Below are 23,295 nucleotides of genomic sequence, written 5' to 3' on the forward strand. Positions count from 1 at the left end.
ATAGGCGCGCGCTAACGCAAAAAAGACGACGGTAAGGGGATTCAGAGAAAGAACCGCGCGGCGAGCGCCGCGCGGGTGAACATTGATGCTGATCAGACGCTCTTGAAGCCGAGACGTTCGCAAACCGTCTTCGACGCCCACGCGCCGTTGAGCGTGTAGAAGTGCAGACCCGGCGCGCCATCATCGATGAGACGGCCGCACAGGCCCGTCACCACGTCGACGCCGAACGCGCGGATCGACTCGCGATCGTCGCCGAAGCTTTCAAGCCGCCGCGCGATCCACTTCGGCACTTCAGCGCCGCACATGTCGGAGAAGCGCATCAGTTGCGAGAAGTTCGTGATCGGCATGATGCCCGGCACGATCGGCACGTCGACGCCGAGCTTGCGTGCTTCCTCGACGAACTTGAAGTAGGAGTCGGCGTTGAAGAAGTACTGCGTGATCGCCGAGTTCGCACCCGCCTTCACCTTGCGCGCGAAGTTTTCGAGATCGGCTTTCGGCGACCTCGATTGCGGATGAAACTCCGGATACGCGGCCACTTCGATGTTGAACCAGTCGCCGTGCTCCTGACGGATGAACGCCACCAGTTCCGACGCATAGCGCAACTCGCCGACTTCGCCCATGCCCGAAGGCAGATCGCCGCGCAGCGCGACGATGTGGCGAATACCGTGCTCGCGGTACTGCAAGAGAATGGCGCGCAGACTGTCCTTCGACGAGCCGATGCACGAGAGATGCGGCGCGGCCTCGAAGCCTTCCGCGGCCATTTCGAGCACGGTGTCGAGCGTGCCTTGCTGCGTGGAGCCGCCCGCGCCGAACGTCACGGAGACGAACTTGGGCGAGAGCTTCTTCAACTCGGCGCGGGACGCGCGCAGCTTGTCCACGCCTTCCTGCGTCTTCGGCGGGAAAAACTCGAATGAGAGTTCGATCGGTTTCATGATGTTTTTTGACGCACGGCAGCGCGCGGTCCAACGTCAACCGAAGTTGCGATTCCCGAAGATCAGCGCCGACAGCAGCCACGACACGATGCTGTAGAGAATCGAGCCGAAGAACGCGGACCAGAAGCCCGATACTTCGAAGCCCTTCAACAGCGACGAGCACAGCCAGAAGCACAGCGCATTCACGACGAGTATGAAGAACCCGAGCGTGACGATGGTCACCGGCAACGTGAGAATGATGAGAACAGGCCGGATGATCGCGTTGATGAGACCCAGCACCACCGCGATGATGAGCGCCGTGCCGAAACTGCGGATATGAATCGAAGGCACGAGGTAGGTGATGATCAGCAGCGCGAGCGCGTTGATCAGCCATGTCAGCAGCACGGTCATCGAGAAATCTCCGGTTGATGCGTTGAATCGCGCGGGCGTGGTCGTCACGCCCGCGCCTGTTACGGCTGCCGTCAGCGTTTAATAGCGGTAGTGGTTCGGCTTGAACGGGCCGTTCTTGTCGACGCCGATGTAGCCGGCCTGCTCGTCCGACAGCACGGTCAGTTCCGCGCCGATACGGCCGAGGTGCAGGCGCGCGACCTTTTCGTCGAGATGCTTCGGCAGCACGTAGACCTTGTTCTCGTACTTCTTGCCCTGCGTGAACAGTTCGATCTGCGCGAGCGTCTGGTTCGTGAACGAGTTCGACATCACGAAGGACGGATGGCCCGTCGCGCAGCCGAGGTTCACGAGACGCCCTTCAGCCAGAATGATGATCTTCTTGCCGTCCGGGAAGACGATGTGATCCACCTGCGGCTTGATGTTGTCCCACGTGTATTGACGCGTCGACGCGATATCGATTTCCGAATCGAAGTGGCCGATGTTGCAGACGATCGCGTTGTTGCGCATCGCCTTCATGTGATCGTGGTTGATGACGTGATAGTTGCCCGTCGCGGTGACGAAGATGTCGGCGCGGCTCGCGGCGTATTCCATCGTCACGACGCGGTAGCCTTCCATTGCGGCTTGCAGCGCGCAGATCGGATCGATTTCCGTGACCCACACCGTCGCGCCCAGACCGCGCAGCGATTGCGCGCAGCCCTTGCCCACGTCGCCGTAACCCGCGACGACCGCGATCTTGCCGGCGATCATCACGTCGGTCGCGCGCTTGATGCCGTCGACGAGCGATTCGCGGCAGCCGTACAGATTGTCGAACTTCGACTTCGTGACCGAATCGTTCACGTTGATGGCGGGGAACGGCAGGCGTCCTTCCTTTTCCATCTGATACAGGCGATGCACGCCCGTCGTGGTTTCTTCCGTCACGCCCTGAATGTGCGAAAGGCGCGTGGAGTACCACGTCGGATCGGCGTCGAGGTGCTTCGCGATCGACTTGTAGAGCGCGATTTCTTCTTCGTTCGTCGGCTTGGCGATGACCGAGCGGTCCTTTTCCGCCTTCGCGCCGAGGATGAGCAGCAGCGTTGCATCGCCGCCGTCATCGAGAATCATGTTGGCGAATTCGCCGTTCGGCCATTCGAAAATGCGATGCGAGAATTCCCAGTATTCGTCGAGCGATTCGCCCTTGAACGCGAACACCGGCGTGCCGCCCGCGGCGATCGCTGCAGCTGCGTGATCCTGCGTCGAGAAGATGTTGCACGATGCCCAGCGCACGTCCGCGCCCAGCGCCGTGAGCGTTTCGATCAGCACGCCCGTTTGAATCGTCATGTGCAGCGAGCCGGCGATGCGCGCGCCCTTCAGCGGCTGCTGCGCCTTGTACTCTTCGCGCGTCTGGATGAGACCCGGCATTTCCGTTTCGGCGATGTCGAGCTCTTTGCGGCCCCATGCGGCAAGCGACATGTCGGCAACGATGTAATCCTTGGAACCGTTGGAATCGAGAACTGCGGCGTTCATCACGCCCTCCTTTTCTAAAAAGACTAGAAATGTTGACGTGAGCGCCGTTCGATGCGGTGGCTCAGCGGGCGCCTTGACTGCCTGGCGCTTTCGAACCGTCCGGATTGAATGCTTCCGAGCCTGGCGGGCGGATTCGATGAATCGCCCGTCGCAACGCTCCTCGGAAACGAGCGTCGATTGTAGCAAAGTCTCGTGTGGCGAATGCGTTTTCGAGACGCCGAAGAGGGACTTTCGCGGCGCGCGCAAGCGCTCAGAAAGGCAGTACGGAAAGCACTGGCGCGAGCAGCACCATCACGACACCGGCGATCATCATCGTGAGACTCGCGACGACGCCCTCTTCGCTCCCCAGTTCGCGCGCCTTCGCCGTGCCGACGCCATGCGCCGCCGCGCCGAACAACGCGCCGCGCGCGAGCCGCGTGCGCAGCGGCACGAGCGCGAGCACGATTTCGCCGAAGAGCATGCCGCAGACGCCCGTCGCGATCACGAAGAGCGCGGTGAGGTCTTTGGGCGCGTGGATCTTGTCGGAGACGGCGAGCGCGAACGGCGTCGACACGGAACGCGTCGCGAGGCTGCGCTGCAATTCCGGCGACAGATGCAGCAGCTTCGCGAGCGCGAGCGAACCGCCGACCGCCACCAAAATGCCGACCGTCACGCCGACGGTCAGCGAAATCCAGTGCCGCTTGATGAGTTCGCGGTACTCATAGATCGGCACCGCGAACGCGACCGTCGCCGGTCCGAGCAGCCACATGAGCCAGCGCGTGTCGGTGTAATAGACCGAGTACGGAATGCGCGCAATCACGACGATGACCGCGAGCACCGCCGGCACGGCCAGAAGCGGCGTGAGCCACGGCCGCCGGAAGCGCGCGTACAGATGCTTGGCCGCGAAGTACAGCGCGACGGTCAGCACGAAGCAGCCGGCCGCGATGAGGCGCGCGGCGTCGTCTTCGAGAAGCGAGGCAAAGAAGTGGTTCATGTCCGCTCGCTCAGGCGCGGGCCGCGTGTCGCGCGACGAGCACACGGCGCAGGGCGAGACGGCGTTCCAGGCGCGCCGCACGGTCGACGGCGAACGCCACGGCCACCATCACCATCAACGTTCCGCCGACGACCACGAGCGCGAGCCGCCAGCCGTCTTCCATGAACAGGCCGCCGTACTGGACCGCCGCGACCGCCGCCGGGATGAAGAAGAGCAGCATGTCGGACAGCAGCCAGTCCGCGCCCGCCTTGACCCAGCGCGGCGCGACGCCGCCGCAGAACAGCAGCGCGAGCAGCGCGACGAGGCCGATCACGCCGCCCGGCACGGGCAGCGACAGCGTGCGCGCGACGAAATCCGCTACGACCCAGATCCCCGCGAGCGCGGCGGACTGCACCGCGACGCGCAGGAAGCGGGCGAAGGCGGACGGCGTTTTGATCGGCAGGGCGGTGGACATGGCGGCTCTCGCGGGCTGAAGGCGACTAATTAGGGTTATCCCGTAGGCTGAGTATATGGGCGCACCTTGCATAATAAAAATGACTTAACCTTATTCGAATCATTCCAAACTGGAATTCGGAGCCGACGATGGAATTTCGCGCCTTGCGGTACTTCATCGAAGTGGTGAAGCAGAAGAGCTTCACCGCTGCCGCCGAACACATGTTCGTGACGCAGCCGACCATCAGCAAGATGGTGAAGGCGCTGGAGGACGAGGTCGGCTCGCCGCTGCTTCTGCGCGAGGGGCGTCAGATGGTGCTGACCGACGCCGGCCAGATCGTCTATCAGCGCGGCGTCGAGGTGCTGGCGGCGCACGCGCGTCTGGAAGCGGAGTTGAACGATCTCGGCACGTTCGGGCGCGGCACGCTGACGATCGGTATTCCGCCGATGGGCGGATCGCTCTTCACGCCGGCCATCGCCGCGTTCCGTCGCCGTTATCCGAAAGTTGAGCTGAAGCTGTTCGAGCGCGGCTCGAAGGCGATCGAGGCGGCGCTCATCGACGGGGAGCTCGAACTGGGCGGCGTCTTGCAGCCGGTCGACACCGCGATGTTCGACGTCCTGCCCGTGAGCCGGCAGATTCTCTGGCTCGTCGCGCCGAAGGGTTCGCGCTGGGACGACGCCCGCGAAGTCGCGCTCACCGATCTCGCCGCGGAACCGTTCGTGTTCTACGGCGAGAGCCTCGCGCTCAACGACGTCGTGCTCAACGCGTGCCGTGACGCGGGTTTCGCGCCGACGATCGTCGGCCGCAGCGGGCATTGGGATTTCATGGCGGCGCTCGTGCAGGCAGGCATCGGCATCGCGCTGCTGCCCGCGCCGTACTGCCGGCGTCTCGACGCGAACGCGTTCACCTGCCGTCCGATCGTCGCGCCCGAGATTCACTGGGACATGGCGCTCGGCTGGCGGCGCAACGGTTATCTGTCGCACGCGGCGCGCGCGTGGATCGAGGTCGCGCGGGAAATGCTGCCCGCGAATCTGGATCAGGATTTCATGGCCGATGGCTTTCCGCGAAACCGGTGACATCCACGCAAAAAAAAAACGCGCCGGCCCGCGATGAGCGGACCGGCGCGTCATTTACAGCGGCTCGCGCGATTCCCGAATCAGTTCAGTTCCTTGAATTCGATTCGCCGATTCGCCGCGCGGCCTTCGCGCGTGGCGTTGTCGCCGATCGGATGCGCGTCGCCGAAACCTTCCGCCGTCAGCGTGTCGGCCGGCACGCCACGCTGGATCAGATACGAACGCACGGACCGCGCGCGCTTTTCCGACAAGTGGAGATTCACCGCCGGATTGCCCGAACTGTCCGTGTAGCCGCCGATCTGCAGCTTGATCGGCTTGCCGTTCGCGTCGCAATCCTTCAGCCCCTTCGCGGATTCGGCGAGTTCGTTCAGCGCCGCGCGCGGCAACTCGTTTGACGCGAAGCCGAACTTGATCGGACGCAGATTCAGATTCTTCGCGACGTCGGCGGCACTGCAATTCGCGGCAGCGTCCGACGCGGCGAGCGTTTTTGCGGCGGCGGTCGTGTCGGTTGCGCCGATCGTCCAGCCGTCGCCGAAGAACGCCTTCAGCTTGTCCAGCCAGCCGAGCTTCGAATCGCCCGCGCGGCCGCTCAGGTCGATCTCGTCGCCAACCACGCGCACTTGCGCGCCCGGCAGCGTCATGACCGGGAGCAGGCCGTCGAGTTTCGCGATCCACGCGGCGGGCTTCGTGTCCGGATCGACCGCGATGTCCGCCTTGAACTTGTCCGCGCCGAGCTTCGCGGCGAGCGTGTCGAGCAGTTCGCGGCGTTCGTGCTCGTCGTGGACGGTGGCGGTCAGCGTCGGAACGCCGGATGCGTCGACGACGAAGGACATCGTTGCGTCCTTGGAAGGCAGCGCGGCCGGCGCAGACGCCTGATCGGCCGCGGCGGCCGTCGCGCCCGTTGCCGTCTCGGCGCTCGCGTCGGAAGCGGCGTCCGGCTTCGCGACGGGCGCGGCGTCTTCCGGCTTGTTGTCCGTCGAGCAGCCGCGACCGGCCAGAACCGCGAACATCGCGAGCGCGGCAGCGGATGCGATCCACCACCATTTCTTCCGGCCCGCGTCTTCCTTCACGGCGTGATCGGCGGCGGCGGGCGCTTCCTGCGGCTGCGCGAACACGGCGGCTTCCTGCGTCGCCGGATGTTCCAGATGCGCCGACACCGCCTTCAGCCGAGATGCGACACCCGCGAGAAACGCGCCGACCGAACCGAGACCGAGCGCGTTGGCGAACGCGTCGGTCATGTTCGCGCGCACGACCGGCAACTGATGGCCGAGCAGCGTCGGAAGCTGGCTGGGATTGCCGTTGTGCTGCGTGAGATAGCGCTTGAGCACGCCGAAGAGCGTCGCGCCGACCACGCCGGTCAGCGTGCGCGTGGCGCTCGCCGCGACGCCCGTGTATTCGGCGATGCGCTCGGCGAGCAGATTGAGATTGTCGCGCGAGGCGATTTCGGCATCGGCTTTTTCGCTGCTGTCGACGAGCGTCTTGAAACCCTCGTCCTGCACGACGAAGTGCGGCAGTTCTTCGGCGATCAGCGCGTTGGTCGCCGGCGACATGATCGCCGCGAACAGATGACGCGCGCCTTCGAGCGACGACGCCTTGTTCATCATCGCGCCGATCAGCGCCGGCCCGCACAGCGACACGACGCGCCGCGCGGATTCCGGCGCGCAGCCGATGCGCCCGGCGACATGCTGCAACACGCTTTCGGTCAAAGCGCCCTGGACAAGTTGATTGAGGTTGATGCTCATTGAGAATGCTTCCGTGAAAGGCGTTACTGCAATCGCCGGAATTAGGCGTGCCGATTATAGGTTCGGGTTCCGGCGCGTCATCGGGGCGGGATTAACAATCGGATTTATCTCAGTGAGCGGCGCTTTAGGAGCGCGCATCAAAAATTCCCGATCGATCCCGAAAAGAACGGTGCCTCTACACGGCCGATCCGTGCGCGGCCTATGATTCCTGAATTCGAGATGACGCCCGGACGGCCGATCCGCCGAAAGCGCTGTTGCGCGCGTCCGACAGCGACGAATCACCGCAGAAGGAGAGCGACGATGTCCGATCCCGCCGATCGCCCGTTCGGGCAAACCCACGACGTCACGAATCAGGCGTCGCCGCTCGTCGGCTATGACGCGTTCGCCTTCGATCCGGCGCTCGTCGCCGCCGTCGGACGCGAAGGCGCGCATTGGCATGTGCAGACGCTTTCGCGCGACGGGATGGCGCTGACGCAACCGGACGTCGTCGCGCTGGCCGAGCTCGCCAACCGCCACGAGCCCGAACTCGCGACGCACAGTCCGCGCGGCGAGCGCATCGACGCCATCGAGTTTCATCCGGCGTGGCATGAACTGCTGCGGCGGCTGCGCCATGAGGGATTGCACGCGATGCCGTTCGAGCCGTCCGCGCGCGCCGGATCGATGGCCGCGCGCTGCGCCGGCTATTATCTGCACGGCCAGCTCGAATCGGGCTCGCTGTGCCCGATCACGATGACCTTCGCGAGCATCCCCGTTCTGCGCAACGAACCCGACCTGTTCGCGCGCGTTTCGCATGCGCTGCTTTCGCGCGAACACGATCCGCGCGACATTCCGCTCGGAGCCGGCAAGCATTCGATGATGATCGGCATGGGCATGACCGAGAAACAGGGCGGCTCCGACGTGCGCAGCAACCGCACGCGCGCGCACGCCATCGACAGAAACGGCGCGACGGGACGCGGAGGCGCTTATCGGCTGGTCGGTCACAAGTGGTTCTTCTCCGCGCCGCAATGCGACGCGCATCTCGTGCTCGCGCGCACCGCCGACGAAGGCGGCCTGTCGTGCTTCTACGTGCCGCGTTTCGCGCCGGACGGCCGCAAGAACGCGGTCCAGATCCAGCGCCTGAAGGACAAGCTCGGCAACCGCTCGAACGCGAGCAGCGAAGTGGAGTTTCTCGATGCTTACGGCGTGATGATCGGCGACGAGGGACGCGGCGTGCCGACCATCATCGAGATGGCGAATTTCACGCGGCTCGATTGCGTGATCGGCAGTGCGGCGCTGATGCGCGCGGCGCTCGTCCAGGCGATTCATCACGCGCGGCAGCGCAGCGCGTTCGGCGCGCATCTCGTCGATCAGCCGCTGATGCGCAACGTGCTCGCCGATCTCGCGCTCGAATCCGAAGCCGCGACGGTGCTATTCATGCGGCTCGCGGGCGCGTTCGAGCAGAGCGCCGCGCCAGGCGGAGCGCTCGCCGAACGCGCGTGGCGGCGCATCGTCACGCCCGCCGCGAAATTCTGGGTCTGCAAGCGCGCGCTCGAATTCACCGGCGAAGCGATGGAAGTCTGGGGCGGCAACGGCTATGTCGAAACCGGGCCGATGGCGCGTTTCTATCGCGAGGCGCCGGTCAATTCGATCTGGGAAGGCTCGGGCAACGTCATGTGCCTCGACGTCCTGCGCGCGTTCGAGCGCGAGCAGGACGCCGCGCACGCGCTCATCGACGACTGGAAGACGACGGCGGGCGCGCATCCGGCGCTGGCGGGCGCGCTGTCGTCGCTGATTGCGATGCTGACGGACGATCCGTCGATCCGGGAAGCGTCGGCCCGGCGCATCGCGCAGCAATTGACGTTGTGCGCGCAGGGCGTGCTGCTCGCGCGGCACGCGCCGCAGGATGCCGCCGATGCGTTCATCGAATCGCGTCTTGGCGACGCGCGCGGCGAAAACGGGCGCGTGTACGGCACGCTGCCCGGACGCTTCGATCACGCGGCGATCGTCACGCGGGCGTTCGCCGCCTGAGAAAGCGTCAGCGGATCGCCCGCCCCGCTTCCCTCAACGGCTCCTCGTTCTCCAGCCGATACACCCACGACAGCAATTCCGCGACCGCCTGATACAAGGCGGGCGGAATGTGCGCGTCGAGATCGACCTGCATCAGCAGCGACACCATTTCCGGCGATTCGTGCACGTACAGCCCCGCTTCCTTCGCGCGCTGCACGATCATGTCCGCGACGATGCCGTAGCCCTTCGCGACGACGCGCGGCGTCGCCTCGCGATTGCCCGCGTCGTAGGCGAGCGCCGTCGCCTGCCTGCGCGTGTACGGCGGATGATCCGGGCCGCTCATGTTTCACTCCCATCGCCGTGCGGCGGGTGGAACAGATGTTCGAGCGGCGAGCGCACCGGCTTTTTCGCGGCGGTTCTGTCGCCGGAAAGCGCGAGATCGGTCGTGCCGTCCATCGAACGCACGGACAGCGACGCGAGCGCGATGCCCGCCGCTTCGAGCTGACGCGCGAACGCGGCGCCGTCGGCGGCGAGACGGCGCGCGCCCGCGTCGCCCGCCTTGATGCGCGTGACGAGCTTGTCGCCCGACAGCACCAGTTCGGCGTCGACGGTGCCGAGCGCGGGCAGCGACAGCGTGATGCGCGTGCGCCAGGCGCGTTCGTCGGCGGCGTCGTCGGAAGCGCGCTGATCGCGCGGTTCGCGGGCGACTTCCCACTCGAAGCGCGTGCCGGGCCACGCCTCGCCCTGCCAGCGGAATTGCTCGTTCGCGAGCACGTCGAGTTGCTGACGCACGACATTGAGCGTCGCCGGATGGATGCCCGCCGCGAGCGACGCCTGCAGCGCCGATTCGTGCCGGCTCGGTTGCGCCGTCTGCGCGTTGGCACCGTTCGCGGTTCCGTTCTGCGAATTCGAGAGCTCGGACGGCGACGCATCCCGCACCGACGCCGCGAGCGCGGCCGCCTGCTGCGGCGTCTGCGGCGTCGCGATCGGGCGGCCGTGGAAATCCGGCAGATCGGGCGCGAGCTGCGGCGCGCGGGCATCGTCGAGGCCGGTGTCGGCCGGCGTGACGGCGTTGGCGAGCTCGAACGGCAGGGACATCGAACGGGCATCGACGCGCGCCTGCGGTTCGTTGCCGAGCGACGCCGCGCTGCGCTGGCCCGCGAGCCATTGCACCAGATGCGATTCGTAGAAAAGCCCGCTTTCGCCGACGGTCCTTGCGAGCGCCGTCGCCAGCGCGGCGGCGGGCAGCGGCGGCAGATTCTGCGTCGCGGCGCGCGCGGCCGCCACGGCGGCGGCATTGGAGGAGAAAGCGGTATCGAAGAGGCCGGTCGTGAGCGCGGCGAAGGCGCTCGCGGGGCGCGGCGGCGTCGGCCAGAGCGGGGTGTCGCCGGTCAGCGCGGGCGTCGCGCCGCCGAAGCGCGAAATCACGTCGAGCGTGCGCGCGACGCTGGAAAGCTCGGTTTGCGCCGACGCCGCCGGTCCCGCCGCCACGGCGGGCGCGCCGACGGTCTGCGGCATGTCCGGCTGCGTCGTCTGCCCGACGCTCGTGCCCGTCACGCCGCTGCCGCTCACGCCGCCCGGCGCGCGAATCGCGGACATCAGGAGCTCGGTGCGGCTGGCGAGCAACGATGCGATCGCAGAATCGAGTCCAGTCATGCCCACATCCTCGTAAGCGCCGGCCGGATCGTCCGGCGGGCGCGGAACCGCGGCTAGCGCAGTCCGATCATTTTCTTCAGTACGCGGGCCGGGCTGTTGACCGTGAAGAGCGCGGACAGGCGCGCGAGACTCGGCGAGGTCAGATCGCGGATCGCGGCGTCGTCGGCGAGAATCTTCTTCACGAGGTCCAGCTTGCGTGCGCGGGCGGTTTCGTCGAGATCCGAACCAGTATCGACTTCCTTCAGGCGGTCGACCAGCTCGCGATAGGTGCCCTGCAACGCCTTCAGCTCGCTCCATTCGCCACCGCGCGCGGCCACCAGCATCTGACCGGAAACCGCCGCAATGGCCTCGTAGTGGGCGAAATATTCTTGTGTCGTCTTCATTCTTTCGAGGCAGTCGACGCTCATACCCGTCATGCGGGCACGGCGGTCATTTGCGCCACTTCCTGTCCAATTCCGACCCAGGCTTCTTCCAGCGTCGCGAGCAGGCCGTCGACTTCGACGAGCATCGACTCGTTCTGCTTGATGTTCGCCTCGAGCAGCCGGCGCGTCATATACGTGTACAGCGCGTCCAGCCGTTGCGCGATCTCGCCGCCCGCATCCTTGTTGAGCGCCTGCTGCAATCCGCTCTCGATGATGCTGATGGCCTTGCCGATCGCCGCGCCGCGCGCGCCGACGTTGTTCTGCTGCAGATGCATGCGCGCCTGCGCGATCGCCTGACGCGCGCCTTGATACAGCATCACGATCAGCCTGTGCGGGCTCGCTCCGATCACCCCTGTCTGAACGCCCACGCGTGCGTAGGCGCTGGCTCCTGCGTGTCCTGGGGAATACATCTCTCGGGTTCTCCTTATGCGATGCCGCAGCGTGCGCGGGCTTCAAGCGGACGCCGTGCCGCTCGTCCTGATCCGTGTGGGTCCGGTAAAACCGGTGAGAGACGAGCGTGCCGCCCGCCTCAAGCGGGCGAACCATCGTTCGCCGTGCCGTTACCGGGGTTATCGGAAAAACGCGGCAAAGCTTTAGGACTCAAGGCTCTAGAGCAATCGCGAGGATCGAGGGACGGATCATGTGAAGACCGTCAGACGGAGATCTGCATGATGTCGTTGTAGGCCGACACGAGCTTGTTGCGCACCTGCAGGCCGAACTGCAGGCCGACGTTCGCCTTCTGCATGTCGACCATCACGTCGTTGAGCGACACGTTCGGCGCGCCGATTTCGAATGCGTGCGCCTCGCCGAGTGCCTTGTTCTGGTTGTCGCTGATCTTGTCGATGGACGATTTCAGCGCGTCGGCGAAGCTGCCGGCGCTCGCCGCGCCCGATGTCCCGCTCTGCCCCATGACGGCGCCCGACGCGACGGACGCGGCGTTTGCGGCGCCGGTGCCGCCGGCGGCTTGCGACGCCATCGACTGAATGGCCGACATAGCCGAGGAAAGCGGATTGATCGGAAAGTTCATGTTGACTCCGGATGACAGGAAATAACGGGTGCCGCTCGTGGCGGAGACCCGATGCCCGGCCCGCATTTGCGGAGGTTCGCCGAGTACGAAAAAGATTAGCAGCCGGCGGTTTTTCAAAGCGCGGGAAGAACGGGGAAAACCCCGCTCTATTCGCCGAATCGACTTGCAATCTTCTGCGGATAATCCCCATCGTGAAAAGTCCTCCACCGCCGCTTACATGGAAGCGGGAAGCGGCGGAGGGGAACCTCAGGATTCGGAGCTTCGACGCTAAATGGAAACGCCCAACAACTCACTCATCACGCCCGACGCCAGAATGGGCCTGGCGGGCGCACAGCCGGGCGCAGCCGGAACGGCCACCGCCGGCGCGAGCCTCGCGGGCGGCGCGGGAGCCGACTTCGGCGGCTTCGCGCAGCGCATGCCGATGCTCAACCAGTTCCGCTCGAATCCGCGCGTGCCGCTCATCGTGGCCGTCGCGATTCTGGTGATGGTGGTCGCGGGCCTCGTCATGTGGTCGCGCCAGCCGGACTATCGCGTGCTCTTTTCCAATCTGTCAGACCGGGACGGCGGCGCAATCGTTGCCGCGCTCCAGCAGGGCAACATTCCGTACAAGCTCTCCGACGGCGGCGGCGCCATTCTCGTGCCGGCCGAGCAGGTGCACGAAACGCGTCTGCGTCTCGCGAGCCAGGGCTTGCCGAAGGCCGGCTCGGTCGGCTTCGAGCTGATGGACAACCAGAAGTTCGGCATCAGCCAGTTCGCCGAGCAGGTCAACTATCAGCGCGCGCTGGAAGGCGAGCTGGAGCGCACGATCGGCTCGATTTCGTCGGTGAAGTCGGCGCGCGTGCATCTGGCGATTCCGAAGCCTTCCGTCTTCGTGCGCGACAAGGAACTGCCGACCGCCTCCGTGATGGTCAATCTGTACCCCGGCCGCGTGCTCGACGAAGGCCAGGTGGTGGCGATCACGCACATGGTGGCGTCCGGCGTCGCGGACATGCCGGTCAAGAACGTGAACATCGTCGATCAGGACGGCAACCTGCTGACGAGCCAGAACGCCGCGAACGGCCTCGACGCATCGCAACTGAAGTATGTGCAGCAGATCGAGCACAACACGCAAAAGCGCATCGACGCGATCCTCGCGCCGCTCTTCGGCGCCGGCAACGCGCGTTCGCAGGTCAGCGCCGACATCGACTTCTCGAAGCTCGAGCAAACCGCCGAAAGCTACGGCCCGAACGGGAACCCGCAGAACACGGCGATCCGCAGCCAGCAGTCGAGCGAGTCGAGCGAATCCGGCGGCAGCAGCATCGGCGGCGTGCCGGGCGCGCTGTCGAACCAGCCGCCGCAGCCGGCATCCGCGCCGGTCGACGCAGCGGCATCGGGCGCGGCGGGCGCATCGGCGAAAACGGGTCCGCAGAATCAGCGCAAGGACACGACGACGAACTACGAAGTCGATCGCACCGTGCGTCACTACGAGCAGGCGACGGGGGGGATCAAGCGTCTGTCGGTGGCGGTGGTCGTGAACTACGAGAAGAAGGTCGATGCGAAGGGCAACGTCACGATGACGCCGCTTGCCGCCGACAAACTCGCGCAGGTCCAGCAGCTCGTGAAGGACGCGATGGGCTTCGACGACAAGCGCGGCGACTCGGTGAACGTCGTGAACAGCGCGTTCTCCGCCGATCTGAACGCGACGCCCGACGTGCCGTGGTGGAAGACGCCGGAATCGATCGGCATGGGCATTCAGGCGGCGAAGTATCTGGGCATCGGCATCGTCGGTCTGTTCCTGTACTTCAGCATGGTGAAGCCGGCGATGAAGCGCGCCTTCCCGCCGCCGCCCGAAGCCGCGCCGACGCTCGCCGTACCGGACGAACTCTCGCTGCTCGACGGCCCGTCGCTCGACGGCGGCGGCACGGCGAAGCTGGAAGACGAAGACAAGGATGCCGAGGTGAGTCTCCTCGGTCATGAAAGCAAGAAAGCCAAATTCGACCGCAATCTCGACTACGCGCGCATGGTCGCGCGTCAGGATCCGAGAATCGTTGCGACGGTCGTAAAGAACTGGGTGTCCGATGAACGCTGAAGGCCTGAATAAAGCCGCTCTCCTCCTGATGTCGATCGGCGAGGAAGAAGCCGCCGAAGTTTTCAAGTATCTCGCCCCGCGCGAGGTGCAGAAGATCGGCGCGACGATGGCGGCCCTGAAAAACGTGACGCGCGAGCAGCTCGACAACGTGCTGACCGAATTCGTGAGCGAAGCCGAGCAGCACACGGCGCTTTCGCTGGATTCGAGCGAGTACATCCGCTCCGTGCTGACGAAGGCGCTCGGCGAAACCAAGGCCGGCGCGCTGATCGACCGTATCCTGCAGGGCAGCGATACGAGCGGCATCGAAGGCCTGAAGTGGATGGACTCGGGCGCGGTCGCGGAACTCATCAAGAACGAGCATCCGCAGATCATCGCGACGATCCTCGTTCACCTGGACCGCGATCAGGCGTCGGAAATCGTGTCGCTGTTGTCCGACCGCCTGCGCAACGACGTGCTCCTGCGCATCGCGACGCTCGACGGCATCCAGCCCGCCGCGCTGCGCGAACTCGACGACGTGCTGACGACGCTGCTCTCCGGCAGCGACAACCTGAAGCGCGCGCCGATGGGCGGCATCCGCACGGCGGCCGAGATTCTCAACTTCATGTCGAGCAATCACGAAGAAGGCGTCATCGCGAACGTGCGCGAATACGACGCCGAGCTCGCGCAGAAGATCATCGACCAGATGTTCGTGTTCGAGAACCTGCTCGATCTGGAAGACCGCGCGATCCAGCTTCTGCTGAAGGAAGTGGAATCGGAAACGCTGATCGTGTCGCTCAAGGGCGCGCAGCCGGCGCTGCGCCAGAAGTTCCTGTCGAACATGTCGCAGCGCGCGGCCGAACTGCTCGCCGAAGACCTCGATTCGCGCGGTCCGGTGCGCGTGTCGGAAGTCGAGCAGCAGCAGCGCAAGATTCTGCAGATCGTCCGCAATCTCGCGGAAAACGGTCAGATCCAGTTAGGCGGCAAGGCCGAGGACGCATATGTCTAACACCCGCGCGCAAAAGGCTCCGGTCTCGGCGTATCAGCGCTGGGAAATGGCGTCGTTCGATCCCGTCGAGATCAAGGTCGACAACAGCGCGGCGGAACAGGCCGCGCTCGAAGCGCACCTGCGCCGCGTCGAGGACGACGCGTATCAGCAAGGTCTCGCGAAGGGGCACGTCGCGGGGCAGGCGCTTGGGTATCAGGCGGGTTACGAGCAAGGTCAGGCGAAGGGTTTCGAGGACGGCCGCAAGGAAGCGCTCGCGCAGGCCGCGCGTCTCGCCGAGATCGCCGATGCGTTCAAGACCGCGCTGCAAGCCGCCGATGCGGCCATCGCGGAATCGCTCGCGGAACTCGCGGTCGATATCGCGCAGCAGGTCGTGCGCCAGCATCTCGCACTCGATCCGACGGCGCTCGTCGCCGTGGCGCGCGAAGTCATCGCGTCCGAGCCGGAGTTGTGCGGCGCACCGACGCTCATCGTCAATCCGGCCGACATGGCTATCGTCGATGCGTATCTGAAGGACGAACTCGAAGCCGCCGGCTGGACCGTGCGGCCCGATCCGGAAGTCGAGCGCGGCGGCTGCAAGGCGCACGCCGCAACCGGTGAAATCGATGCGACCAACGTGTCGCGCTGGGAGCGCGTCGTGGCCGCGTTGGGGAGAAGCAAGCCGTGGTAAATCAACGGATCACGCAGGACGGTCTGAGCGAACTCGAACAGGAACTCGCGCGGGCGTCGTTCGGCCCGCTCGCGGAAGAGCGCGCGGAAGACGAATCGCCCGACGAACTCGCCGCGCGCACCATCGCCGAACTGGCCGGTATCGCGGGCAATCCGCACATCGACACGTGGCGCGACAAGCTCGACGCGCTGCGCTCGCGCAATGCGATCGCGAAGCCGCTGCGTCCCTGCGGACGTCTCACGCGCGCCGCCGGTCTCGTGCTCGAAGCGGTCGGCCTGAAGATGGGCGTCGGCTCCGAATGCATCATCGAGCTGCCGCCGGGCAGCGCGATTCCGACCGCCGAAGCCGAAGTCGTCGGTTTCGCGGGCGACAAGCTCTTTCTCATGCCGACGACCGAAGTCGCCGGCCTGTTGCCGGGCGCGCGCGTCTATCCGCTGGAAAGCGCGCCGATCAACGATCCGATGGCGGGCGCGAAGCGTCTGCCGGTCGGCTGGGAAATGCTCGGCCGCGTGGTCGACGCGTCCGGCCGTCCGCTCGACGGGCTCGGCCCGCTCGGCGCCAAGGTCGATGCGCCGCTGGCGGGTCCGGTCATCAATCCGCTGAATCGCGAGCCGATCCACAAGGTGCTCGACGTCGGCGTGCGCGCGATCAACTCGCTGCTGACGGTCGGACGCGGCCAGCGCATGGGCCTGTTCGCGGGTTCGGGCGTCGGCAAGTCGGTTCTGCTCGGCACGATGGCGCGCTACACGAGCGCGGAAGTCATCGTGATCGGGCTGATCGGCGAACGTGGCCGCGAAGTGAAGGAATTCATCGAGCAGATTCTGGGCGAGGACGGACTCGCGCGCTCGGTCGTCGTGGCCGCGCCTGCCGACGTGTCGCCGGTGCTGCGGATGCAGGCCGCCGCGTACACGACCTCGCTCGCCGAATATTTCCGCGATCAGGGCAAGCACGTCCTGATGCTGATGGATTCGCTCACGCGTTACGCGATGGCCCAGCGCGAGATCGCGCTCGCCATCGGCGAGCCGCCCGCGACCAAAGGCTATCCGCCGTCGGTGTTCGCGAAGCTGCCGGCGCTCGTCGAGCGCACCGGCAATGGTCCCGAAGGCGGCGGCTCGATCACGGCGTTCTACACCGTGCTCACCGAAGGCGACGATCAGCAGGATCCGATCGCCGACTCGGCGCGCGCGATTCTGGACGGCCATATCGTGCTGAACCGCTCGCTCGCGGAAGCCGGGCACTATCCGGCGATCGACATCGAGCAGTCGATCAGCCGCGTGATGACGTCGATCATCGACGACAAGCATCTCGAACGCGTGCGTCTCTTCAAGCAGATGCTGTCGCGCTATCAGCGCAACAAGGATCTCATCAACGTGGGCGCGTATTCGAGCGGACGCGACCAGTTGCTCGACCGCGCCATCGCGCTGTATCCGCGCATGGAGTCGTTTTTGCAGCAAGGCTTTCGCGAAGAGGCGCCGTTCGAGCCGAGCATCGCGATGTTGAATCAACTGTTCGAATAGTTTTCGACTAGTATCCGAAGCATTCGTCACAAGAAAGCACAAAGACCTCACGGGACCGCCACGCCATGTCGAAGAATCTGCCGATCAACACCCTCATCGAACTCGCCGAAGAGGAACTCGATAACGCCACGAAGAAGCTCGGCAAGCTTCAGCAGGAACGCAACGAGATCGAAACGCAACTGGACGCGCTCGTGACGTATCGCGACGAGTATCACGCGCGTTTCACGGCGTCGGCGCAGCAAGGCACGACGGCGCAGACGCTGCGCAATTTCCAGGCTTTCGTCGATACGCTCGACAGCGCCATCGCGCAGCAGCGCACGCTGCTCCTGATGGCCGATCAGCGCATCGAGGCGGCGAAACCCGACTGGCGTCTCAAGAAACAGAAGCTCGGCAGCTACGAAGTGCTGGCCGCACGCGGCGAGGCGATCCTCGCGAAGAAGGCCGCGCGCGTCGAGCAGCGCGAATCCGACGAACACGCCGCCAAGGTGCTGCGCATGCGCGCCGAGCGGGCTTCGTCGTAACCCATTCATCGATATTTCCAGAGGCTCAGCATGTCCTCCGTTTCTCTTCTCGGCGCGCTTTCCGGCGCCACGTCATCGGGCAACTCCGCGGCGCAGCGCGCGGCGAGCGCCGGCGCGTCGTTCGGCAAGACGCTCCAGGGCATCACCGACCGCGCCAACGCCGATGCGCAAGCGGCTCAGGCGTTCGCGGATTCGTCCGCCGACACATCGAGCGTGCACGACGCGCCGAAGCCTTCCGACGACGCATCGAAGAGCGACGACGCATCCGATGCTCAGGCCGCCGCGAAGCCCGACGAGACGGACGCGCCGAAAGAGGCATCGAAGCCTGCGGACAAGACGAATACGGCCGACGCGTCGAAGCCGGCGTCGGGATCGTCATCGGATGCGGCCGCCGCTGCGCAAGCGAAAGCCCGCGCGGACGCCGCGAACGAAGCCGACGCCGACTCGGACGATACCGAGTCCGCGCTCGCCGATGCGGCCGACGCTGCATCGCTCGTCACGACGACCGCATCGACCGGCGACGACAAAGCGACGGACACGACGCACAAGAGCAGCGATGCGAAGTCGGCGCAGGACGCGCTGGCCGCCGCGCTCGCCTCGATGAACAACACGCAGCCCGCGAATGCCGCGGCGAACGGTTCGGTCGGGACGGCGCGCGAGGGCGGGAAAGGCGACGATCAGGGCGGCCTCTTCGCGAAAGGCGGAAAGGGCGCGAGCCTGCCCGGGCTGACGGCGAATGCGAAGGCCGGCGACAAGGCTGTCGACGCAGCCGCGCTCGCATCCGCGCAAACCGCGCCGGCGATATCCGCCGACGCCGCGACCGCCGCCTACAAGCAAGCCGCCGACGCGGCCGCGCACGCGGTCGCGATGCAGACGGCATCGGCGGGTTCGGCGGTGTCGAGTCCGCAGGGCGCGATGGCATCGGCGACCAGCGCCGCGATCGCACCGCACGTTGGCGGCTCCGGCTGGGACGACGCGTTCAGTCAGAAGGTCGTGTTTCTGTCGAAGGCGGATCAGCAAAGCGCGGAATTGACGCTGAATCCGAAAGATCTCGGGCCGTTGCAGGTGACGCTGCAGGTCTCCGATAACCACGCGCACGCGCTGTTCGTGTCGCAGCATGCGCAGGTGCGCGAAGCGATCGAAGCCGCGATGCCGAAGCTGCGCGAAGCGATGGAAGCGAACGGCATCAGTCTCGGAAGCGCGTCCGTCGCCGATGGCTTCACGCGCCAGTCGCAGCAACAAAGCGGTGACGGCCGCTCGGGATCGGGCGGCGGCGGCCGCGCGTCGGGCGGAATCGGTGGCCTGGGCGGCGTGAGCGCCGACGATTCCGTTGCGGCGAGTATCAACGTGCCCGTGCGACGCACGGTCGGACTCGTCGATACGTTCGCCTGATCCTTCTCAGCGCCTCACGCCGCACATTCGGCGCGCAGGCGCTCGACGACGACGATGTAATGCCGGGGGGCATCGTCCGTTGAAAGGCCACCGGCGTAGTGACGAGCATGCCGACGAAATGCGCGACGCCGCGCAGCGGCGCGTTCATCGGGAAGTCGAGCACATGCGACGACGCCGACGTGATGTCGATGCCGCACGCGAGCACGCTGGAGACGAGCGCCGCAAAAAGCAGCGCGCGCAGGAGATAGAGGCCGCGCAGCGGGACGTGCGTGAAACGCACGACGATGCCGACCGCGATCGCGGGTGCGGCGATGAGCAGAAGCGCGGCGAAAAGCGCGTGCAGCACGCTCCTCCGATGCAGCACGCCGACGAGCGTCTGCGCGCCGGCGAGTCCGCCGATGACCGCGGGCCAGCCGCACGGCGCGTCAGCATGAGAGCCGCCATCGCGACGCCCGAAGGCGGCCAGATCGACGCGGCGCTCGCCAGATGGAAACCGGCCCCGGCCAGTCAATCGCGACTCAAACGACGATCAGCGTTCTCCCAATTGGCGGACTTTTCTCAAAGTCTCGGCATTGTCCTGAGACAGGACACAGCATGAATGCAACATTTAGTATTCCTCTGATGGCGGTCTGAAGGGCGCTCCTAGAATCTGCGCGACTCGTCTCCTTTGCCGCCGCGCAGCAACATGCGCGACGCTTTGTCATGCGCGCATTCGTTTCACTGCTGCTGGCTTTCTGCCTGCACGTCCCTTTTTCCGACGCCTTCGCCCGAGGTTCGTCATCGCCCGTAATCGACGCCGCGCCCAAGTCCCGGCCGCGGATCGCGCTGGCTTTGCGACTATGTCCGGCGGGCGCTGGATCTCAACGAAGGCGATGCCTACGACGCGCACGAAATCAACGAACGCCTCGCGCGCCTCGAAACGAGCGGCTACTTCAAGAGCGTCTCGCACGAATTCGTCCACGAGGACGGCGTGAACCGCCCGCGCGTGAACCCGGCGGAAAAGAGCTGGGGATCCAACTTCCTGCTGTTCTCGCTCGGCGGCTTCCGACATCTGGCGGCGTATGGCGTCAATCAGTTCTCCGGGAACTACGTGTTCTACAGCCAGCTGACGTACCAGTTTCGCGTGGCGTCGCCGAACGGAACGGCGGTGAACGACGTGTATCTCGGCACGATGGCCGAAGCCGGCAACGCAACGTTCGAGCGCAGCGCACTTCGCATGGGCGATCTGAAGAAGAGCCTCAGCGTGTTCGTCGGCGCGACGACCGCTCGGCCCGGCGTATCTCGGCTACGCGATCGCGCCGGGCGGCATTCCAAGCGTCTATCTCCAGTTCGGCGCGAAGTTCTGAGGCCGACGTGGCCCGCGCGCGCATTTCTTACAACAACAACCACATGACTTCATGAACAAAACCTGGCTTGCATCGTATCCATCCGGCGTGCCTGCCGAGATCGAATCCGACCGATACCGCTCCGTCACCGACCTGCTCGAGCAGAGCTTCCGCCTTTACGCCGGGAAACCGGCGTTCGCGTGCATGGGAGCGTCCATCAGTTACGCGAAGCTCGACGCGCTTTCGCGCGACCTCGCCGCGTGGCTGCAGTCGACCGGCCTGCGCAAAGGCGCGCGCGTCGCGATCATGATGCCCAACGTGCTGCAATATCCGGTCGCGCTCGCGGCGATCCTGCGCGCGGGCTACGTCGTCGTGAACGTGAATCCGCTCTACACGCCGCGTGAGCTCGAACATCAGCTGAAGGACAGCGGCGCCGAAGCGATCATCCTGCTCGACAACTTCGCGGCAACGCTGCAAGCGGTCGTGCACGAGACGACCATCAGACACGTAGTCGTCGCGACGCTGGGCGACTTGCTCGGCGCGAAAGGATGCCTCGTGAACTTCGTCGCGCGGCATGTCAAAAAGCTGGTGCCCGCATGGAACCTGCCCGGCCACACGGCGTTCAACGCGGCGCTCGCCCGCGGCAGGCACATGGCGTTCACGCCGGTCGAGCAGCAGCCGGACGACATCGCCCTTCTGCAGTACACGGGCGGCACGACGGGCGTGGCGAAGGGCGCCGTGCTGCCGCATCGCAGTCTGATCGCCAACATGCTGCAGACGCAGGCGTGGCTCGAACCGGCCCGCGCGCAGCGGCCCACGTCCGGACAACTCACGACGGCCATCGCGTTGCCGCTCTATCACGTCTTCGCGCTGACGGCGTGCGGACTGCTGACGATCCAGACCGGCGCATTGGGCGTGCTGATCCCGAATCCGCGCGACATCGGCGGCATGATCCGGACGCTGCGGCGCTATCGCATCACGATGTTCCCGGCGGTGAACACGCTCTACAACGCGATGCTCGATCACCCGGATTTCGCGCAGCTCGATTGCTCGCGACTCTTCGCGGCTGTCGGCGGCGGTGCGCCGGTGCAGCAGGCCGTGGCGCAGCGCTGGCTCGAAAAGACGGGCGTGCCGATCATCGAAGGCTACGGCCTGACCGAGACGACCGCGTGCGTGACTTGCAACCCGGCGGACTCGACGCAGCGTGGCGGCACGATCGGCTTGCCGCTGCCGTCGACGGAAGTTTCGATCCGCGATGACGCAGGCAACGAAGCCGCGCCCGGCGAACCCGGCGAGTTGTGCATTCGCGGGCCACAGGTCATGGCGGGCTACTGGAATCGTCCGGACGAGACGGCGCACGTCATGACGGCCGACGGCTTCTTCAAGTCGGGCGATATCGCCGTGGTGGATGAACACGGCTTCCTGAAGATCGTCGATCGCAAGAAAGACATGATCCTGGTCTCGGGCTTCAACGTCTATCCGAACGAGATCGAGGACGTGGTCGCCGCGCATCCCGGCGTGTTCGAGGCGGCGGCGGTCGGCGTGCCCGACCGTCATTCCGGCGAGTCCGTGAAGATTTTCGTCGTGCGGCGCGACCCGGCCCTCACCGAGGCCGATCTGATCGCGCATTGCAAGGAGCGCCTGACGGGCTACAAGCGGCCCAAGGCAGTCGAGTTCCGCGAGAGTCTGCCCAAGAGCAATATCGGAAAGGTTTTGCGCAGGGAACTGCGCGATGGAACCGCGTGAGCGCGGAAGGAAGAAAGACGTGAAGCAATTCGTTTCGACGAAAGAGGTTGCGGCGGTGGCCATGCTGGCGCTCGCACGCCATGCCCGCGCCGACGACGCGCCGCCGCTAACGCCGCACACGCAGGAAGCGCGAGCGCGCCGGCCGAATCGCCGTGGAAGGCTTCGATCGGCTTTCGCCGCGCTGAATTACCGCTTCTGAGCGGTTCCCCGGCGCGCCACTGCGCCGAGCTCTCCCTTCCCTTTTCTTTCCCCGCGCGGGCGCAATGCCCGCGCCGGCCTCAAGTTTTCCGTCCGAAAAGCCGAGATAGGTATCGAAGAGCGGGTCCGCGCAGGCCCGGAGCAATCGAACGGAATAGCCAGAAAACCCCCCTCTGTTCGACCCATCGCTTTACACCGCGATAGCCAACAATTCACCCTATCGAAAGAGGCACGCATTTTCATGGCTACCACGACCGCAAACCAGCAACCCATCGTTCCCGCGAAAGGCGGGAAGCTCAAAAAGATCCTGATCATCGCCGTCGGCGCGATCGTGCTGCTCGGCGCGGGCGCCGGTGGCGCGTACTTCTTCGTCGGGAAGAATCATGGTCCGGCCAAGCCGGCGCCGGAGCCGCCGCCCGTGTTCTTCCCGCTCGAATCGCTGACGGTGAATCTCCAGTCGGACGACGGCGCCATGCACTATCTCCGCGCCGGCCTCACGCTCAAGCTGAAGGACGAAAAGGTCCAGTTGCTCGTCACCGAGCACATGCCGGAAGTCCGCAGCCATGTGCTGCTTCTGCTTTCCGGCAAGCGCCCGGACGATCTCGCGACCGTCGACGGCAAGAAGCAGCTTGCCAACGAACTGCGCGCGTCGGTCGAAACCGCGGCGAGCACGGCGGAGAAACCGGTGCGCGTCGAGGAAGTGCTGTTCACCGAATTCGTCGTTCAGTAACGCCGGATCAGC

23 protein-coding genes and 1 riboswitch are annotated in these 23,295 nt (G+C 65.6%); of the genes, 11 read left to right on the plus strand and 12 right to left on the minus strand.

Annotated features, from left to right (window positions below; genetic code table 11):
• Positions 1-92 precede the first annotated feature (92 nt).
• From metF to NCS02_RS13620, 5 genes are all read right to left on the minus strand, one after another.
• Positions 93-932 (minus strand): methylenetetrahydrofolate reductase [NAD(P)H], encoded by an 840-nt coding sequence (metF, locus tag NCS02_RS13600; protein ID WP_250523189.1) that lies wholly within the window; start codon positions 930-932, stop codon positions 93-95.
• A gap of 36 nt (positions 933-968) precedes the next feature.
• A complete protein-coding gene (locus NCS02_RS13605) occupies positions 969-1,322 on the minus strand; it encodes a phage holin family protein (RefSeq protein ID WP_008352606.1) in 354 nt (117 codons plus the stop codon).
• A 78-nt stretch (positions 1,323-1,400) separates the two neighbouring features.
• On the minus strand, positions 1,401-2,822 hold the full coding sequence (gene ahcY, locus NCS02_RS13610) for an adenosylhomocysteinase (RefSeq protein ID WP_008352605.1): 1,422 nt from the start codon (positions 2,820-2,822) through the stop codon (positions 1,401-1,403).
• Positions 2,823-2,854: 32 nt separating this feature from the next.
• A riboswitch (S-adenosyl-L-homocysteine riboswitch) is annotated at positions 2,855-2,990 on the minus strand.
• Positions 2,991-3,072: 82 nt separating this feature from the next.
• The gene (locus NCS02_RS13615) at positions 3,073-3,795 is read right to left on the minus strand and encodes an LrgB family protein (RefSeq protein WP_008352604.1); all 723 of its coding nucleotides are present in this window, start codon (positions 3,793-3,795) and stop codon (positions 3,073-3,075) included.
• Between the two features lie 10 nt (positions 3,796-3,805).
• Positions 3,806-4,249: a CidA/LrgA family protein gene (locus tag NCS02_RS13620; protein ID WP_250523190.1), complete on the minus strand. Its 444-nt coding sequence runs from the start codon at positions 4,247-4,249 to the stop codon at positions 3,806-3,808.
• A gap of 128 nt (positions 4,250-4,377) precedes the next feature.
• On the opposite strand from NCS02_RS13620, the gene NCS02_RS13625 reads away from it, so the two are divergent.
• A complete protein-coding gene (locus NCS02_RS13625; protein WP_250523191.1) occupies positions 4,378-5,304 on the plus strand; it encodes a LysR family transcriptional regulator in 927 nt (308 codons plus the stop codon).
• A gap of 80 nt (positions 5,305-5,384) precedes the next feature.
• Here the strand turns inward: NCS02_RS13625 and NCS02_RS13630 are convergent, their stop codons facing one another.
• Positions 5,385-7,043, minus strand: coding sequence for an OmpA family protein (locus NCS02_RS13630; protein WP_250523192.1), 1,659 nt, complete (start codon positions 7,041-7,043; stop codon positions 5,385-5,387).
• 300 nt (positions 7,044-7,343) lie between these two features.
• Here NCS02_RS13630 and NCS02_RS13635 point away from each other — a divergent pair, with 300 nt between their 5' ends.
• Positions 7,344-9,050, plus strand: a complete 1,707-nt coding sequence (locus NCS02_RS13635) for an isovaleryl-CoA dehydrogenase (protein ID WP_250523193.1) — start codon at positions 7,344-7,346, stop codon at positions 9,048-9,050.
• A gap of 7 nt (positions 9,051-9,057) precedes the next feature.
• On the opposite strand, the gene NCS02_RS13640 is transcribed toward NCS02_RS13635, so the two are convergent.
• The 5 genes from NCS02_RS13640 to fliE all read right to left on the minus strand — a co-directional run bounded on the left by NCS02_RS13640 (position 9,058) and on the right by fliE (position 12,134).
• Entirely contained in the window at positions 9,058-9,372 is a 315-nt protein-coding gene (locus NCS02_RS13640) for an EscU/YscU/HrcU family type III secretion system export apparatus switch protein (RefSeq protein WP_239295503.1), read from the minus strand.
• Positions 9,369-10,685, minus strand: coding sequence for a flagellar hook-length control protein FliK (fliK, locus tag NCS02_RS13645; RefSeq protein WP_250523194.1), 1,317 nt, complete (start codon positions 10,683-10,685; stop codon positions 9,369-9,371). Before fliK ends, NCS02_RS13640 begins: the two co-directional genes overlap by 4 nt.
• Positions 10,686-10,738: 53 nt before the next feature.
• A complete protein-coding gene (locus NCS02_RS13650; RefSeq protein ID WP_033536661.1) occupies positions 10,739-11,068 on the minus strand; it encodes a flagellar protein FliT in 330 nt (109 codons plus the stop codon).
• 29 nt (positions 11,069-11,097) lie between these two features.
• Complete coding sequence (fliS, locus tag NCS02_RS13655; RefSeq protein WP_033536660.1) at positions 11,098-11,517, minus strand: flagellar export chaperone FliS; 420 nt, start codon at positions 11,515-11,517, stop codon at positions 11,098-11,100.
• 242 nt (positions 11,518-11,759) lie between these two features.
• Positions 11,760-12,134, minus strand: a complete 375-nt coding sequence (gene fliE, locus NCS02_RS13660; protein ID WP_008352588.1) for a flagellar hook-basal body complex protein FliE — start codon at positions 12,132-12,134, stop codon at positions 11,760-11,762.
• Positions 12,135-12,405: 271 nt separating this feature from the next.
• On the opposite strand from fliE, the gene fliF reads away from it, so the two are divergent.
• The 6 genes from fliF to NCS02_RS13690 all read left to right on the plus strand — a co-directional run bounded on the left by fliF (position 12,406) and on the right by NCS02_RS13690 (position 19,284).
• Entirely contained in the window at positions 12,406-14,202 is a 1,797-nt protein-coding gene (fliF, locus tag NCS02_RS13665) for a flagellar basal-body MS-ring/collar protein FliF (RefSeq protein WP_008352586.1), read from the plus strand.
• A complete protein-coding gene (fliG, locus tag NCS02_RS13670; RefSeq protein ID WP_008352584.1) occupies positions 14,192-15,187 on the plus strand; it encodes a flagellar motor switch protein FliG in 996 nt (331 codons plus the stop codon). Before fliF ends, fliG begins: the two co-directional genes overlap by 11 nt.
• Positions 15,180-15,854 (plus strand): flagellar assembly protein FliH, encoded by a 675-nt coding sequence (gene fliH, locus NCS02_RS13675; protein ID WP_008352582.1) that lies wholly within the window; start codon positions 15,180-15,182, stop codon positions 15,852-15,854. Before fliG ends, fliH begins: the two co-directional genes overlap by 8 nt.
• On the plus strand, positions 15,848-17,371 hold the full coding sequence (gene fliI, locus NCS02_RS13680; RefSeq protein WP_008352580.1) for a flagellar protein export ATPase FliI: 1,524 nt from the start codon (positions 15,848-15,850) through the stop codon (positions 17,369-17,371). The genes fliH and fliI overlap by 7 nt, the downstream gene beginning before the upstream one ends.
• Before the next feature lie 65 nt (positions 17,372-17,436).
• Entirely contained in the window at positions 17,437-17,892 is a 456-nt protein-coding gene (gene fliJ, locus NCS02_RS13685) for a flagellar export protein FliJ (RefSeq protein ID WP_250523195.1), read from the plus strand.
• 30 nt (positions 17,893-17,922) lie between these two features.
• Positions 17,923-19,284, plus strand: a complete 1,362-nt coding sequence (locus NCS02_RS13690; protein ID WP_250480745.1) for a flagellar hook-length control protein FliK — start codon at positions 17,923-17,925, stop codon at positions 19,282-19,284.
• Here NCS02_RS13690 and NCS02_RS13695 read toward each other — a convergent pair.
• On the minus strand, positions 19,235-19,795 hold the full coding sequence (locus tag NCS02_RS13695; protein ID WP_250523196.1) for a hypothetical protein: 561 nt from the start codon (positions 19,793-19,795) through the stop codon (positions 19,235-19,237). The two genes, NCS02_RS13690 and NCS02_RS13695, sit on opposite strands and share 50 nt — an antisense overlap.
• 459 nt (positions 19,796-20,254) lie before the next feature.
• On the opposite strand from NCS02_RS13695, the gene NCS02_RS13700 reads away from it, so the two are divergent.
• The 3 genes from NCS02_RS13700 (at position 20,255) to fliL (ending at position 23,283) form a co-directional block, all read left to right on the plus strand.
• Positions 20,255-20,677 (plus strand): hypothetical protein, encoded by a 423-nt coding sequence (locus NCS02_RS13700; protein WP_250523197.1) that lies wholly within the window; start codon positions 20,255-20,257, stop codon positions 20,675-20,677.
• A gap of 4 nt (positions 20,678-20,681) precedes the next feature.
• Entirely contained in the window at positions 20,682-22,355 is a 1,674-nt protein-coding gene (locus NCS02_RS13705; protein WP_250520843.1) for a long-chain-fatty-acid--CoA ligase, read from the plus strand.
• A gap of 439 nt (positions 22,356-22,794) precedes the next feature.
• Entirely contained in the window at positions 22,795-23,283 is a 489-nt protein-coding gene (fliL, locus tag NCS02_RS13710; RefSeq protein ID WP_034473275.1) for a flagellar basal body-associated protein FliL, read from the plus strand.
• The last annotated feature ends 12 nt before the right edge of the window (positions 23,284-23,295 follow it).

The organism is Caballeronia sp. NCF2 (assembly GCF_023631205.1).
In the GTDB taxonomy this organism is placed as follows: domain Bacteria; phylum Pseudomonadota; class Gammaproteobacteria; order Burkholderiales; family Burkholderiaceae; genus Caballeronia; species Caballeronia zhejiangensis.

Coding starts and splice junctions, on each gene's coding strand:
- NCS02_RS13705 (WP_250520843.1), top strand. CDS start 20,682: ATGAACAAAACCTGGCTTGCATCGTATCCATCCGGCGTGCCTGCCGAG.
- NCS02_RS13625 (WP_250523191.1), top strand. CDS start 4,378: ATGGAATTTCGCGCCTTGCGGTACTTCATCGAAGTGGTGAAGCAGAAG.
- metF (WP_250523189.1), bottom strand. CDS start 932: ATGAAACCGATCGAACTCTCATTCGAGTTTTTCCCGCCGAAGACGCAG.
- fliS (WP_033536660.1), bottom strand. CDS start 11,517: ATGTATTCCCCAGGACACGCAGGAGCCAGCGCCTACGCACGCGTGGGC.
- fliL (WP_034473275.1), top strand. CDS start 22,795: ATGGCTACCACGACCGCAAACCAGCAACCCATCGTTCCCGCGAAAGGC.
- fliH (WP_008352582.1), top strand. CDS start 15,180: ATGTCTAACACCCGCGCGCAAAAGGCTCCGGTCTCGGCGTATCAGCGC.
- fliF (WP_008352586.1), top strand. CDS start 12,406: ATGGAAACGCCCAACAACTCACTCATCACGCCCGACGCCAGAATGGGC.
- NCS02_RS13640 (WP_239295503.1), bottom strand. CDS start 9,372: ATGAGCGGCCCGGATCATCCGCCGTACACGCGCAGGCAGGCGACGGCG.
- NCS02_RS13620 (WP_250523190.1), bottom strand. CDS start 4,249: ATGTCCACCGCCCTGCCGATCAAAACGCCGTCCGCCTTCGCCCGCTTC.
- NCS02_RS13650 (WP_033536661.1), bottom strand. CDS start 11,068: ATGAAGACGACACAAGAATATTTCGCCCACTACGAGGCCATTGCGGCG.
- fliK (WP_250523194.1), bottom strand. CDS start 10,685: ATGACTGGACTCGATTCTGCGATCGCATCGTTGCTCGCCAGCCGCACC.
- NCS02_RS13635 (WP_250523193.1), top strand. CDS start 7,344: ATGTCCGATCCCGCCGATCGCCCGTTCGGGCAAACCCACGACGTCACG.
- fliE (WP_008352588.1), bottom strand. CDS start 12,134: ATGAACTTTCCGATCAATCCGCTTTCCTCGGCTATGTCGGCCATTCAG.
- NCS02_RS13630 (WP_250523192.1), bottom strand. CDS start 7,043: ATGAGCATCAACCTCAATCAACTTGTCCAGGGCGCTTTGACCGAAAGC.
- NCS02_RS13615 (WP_008352604.1), bottom strand. CDS start 3,795: ATGAACCACTTCTTTGCCTCGCTTCTCGAAGACGACGCCGCGCGCCTC.
- NCS02_RS13690 (WP_250480745.1), top strand. CDS start 17,923: ATGTCCTCCGTTTCTCTTCTCGGCGCGCTTTCCGGCGCCACGTCATCG.
- fliJ (WP_250523195.1), top strand. CDS start 17,437: ATGTCGAAGAATCTGCCGATCAACACCCTCATCGAACTCGCCGAAGAG.
- fliG (WP_008352584.1), top strand. CDS start 14,192: ATGAACGCTGAAGGCCTGAATAAAGCCGCTCTCCTCCTGATGTCGATC.
- ahcY (WP_008352605.1), bottom strand. CDS start 2,822: ATGAACGCCGCAGTTCTCGATTCCAACGGTTCCAAGGATTACATCGTT.
- NCS02_RS13605 (WP_008352606.1), bottom strand. CDS start 1,322: ATGACCGTGCTGCTGACATGGCTGATCAACGCGCTCGCGCTGCTGATC.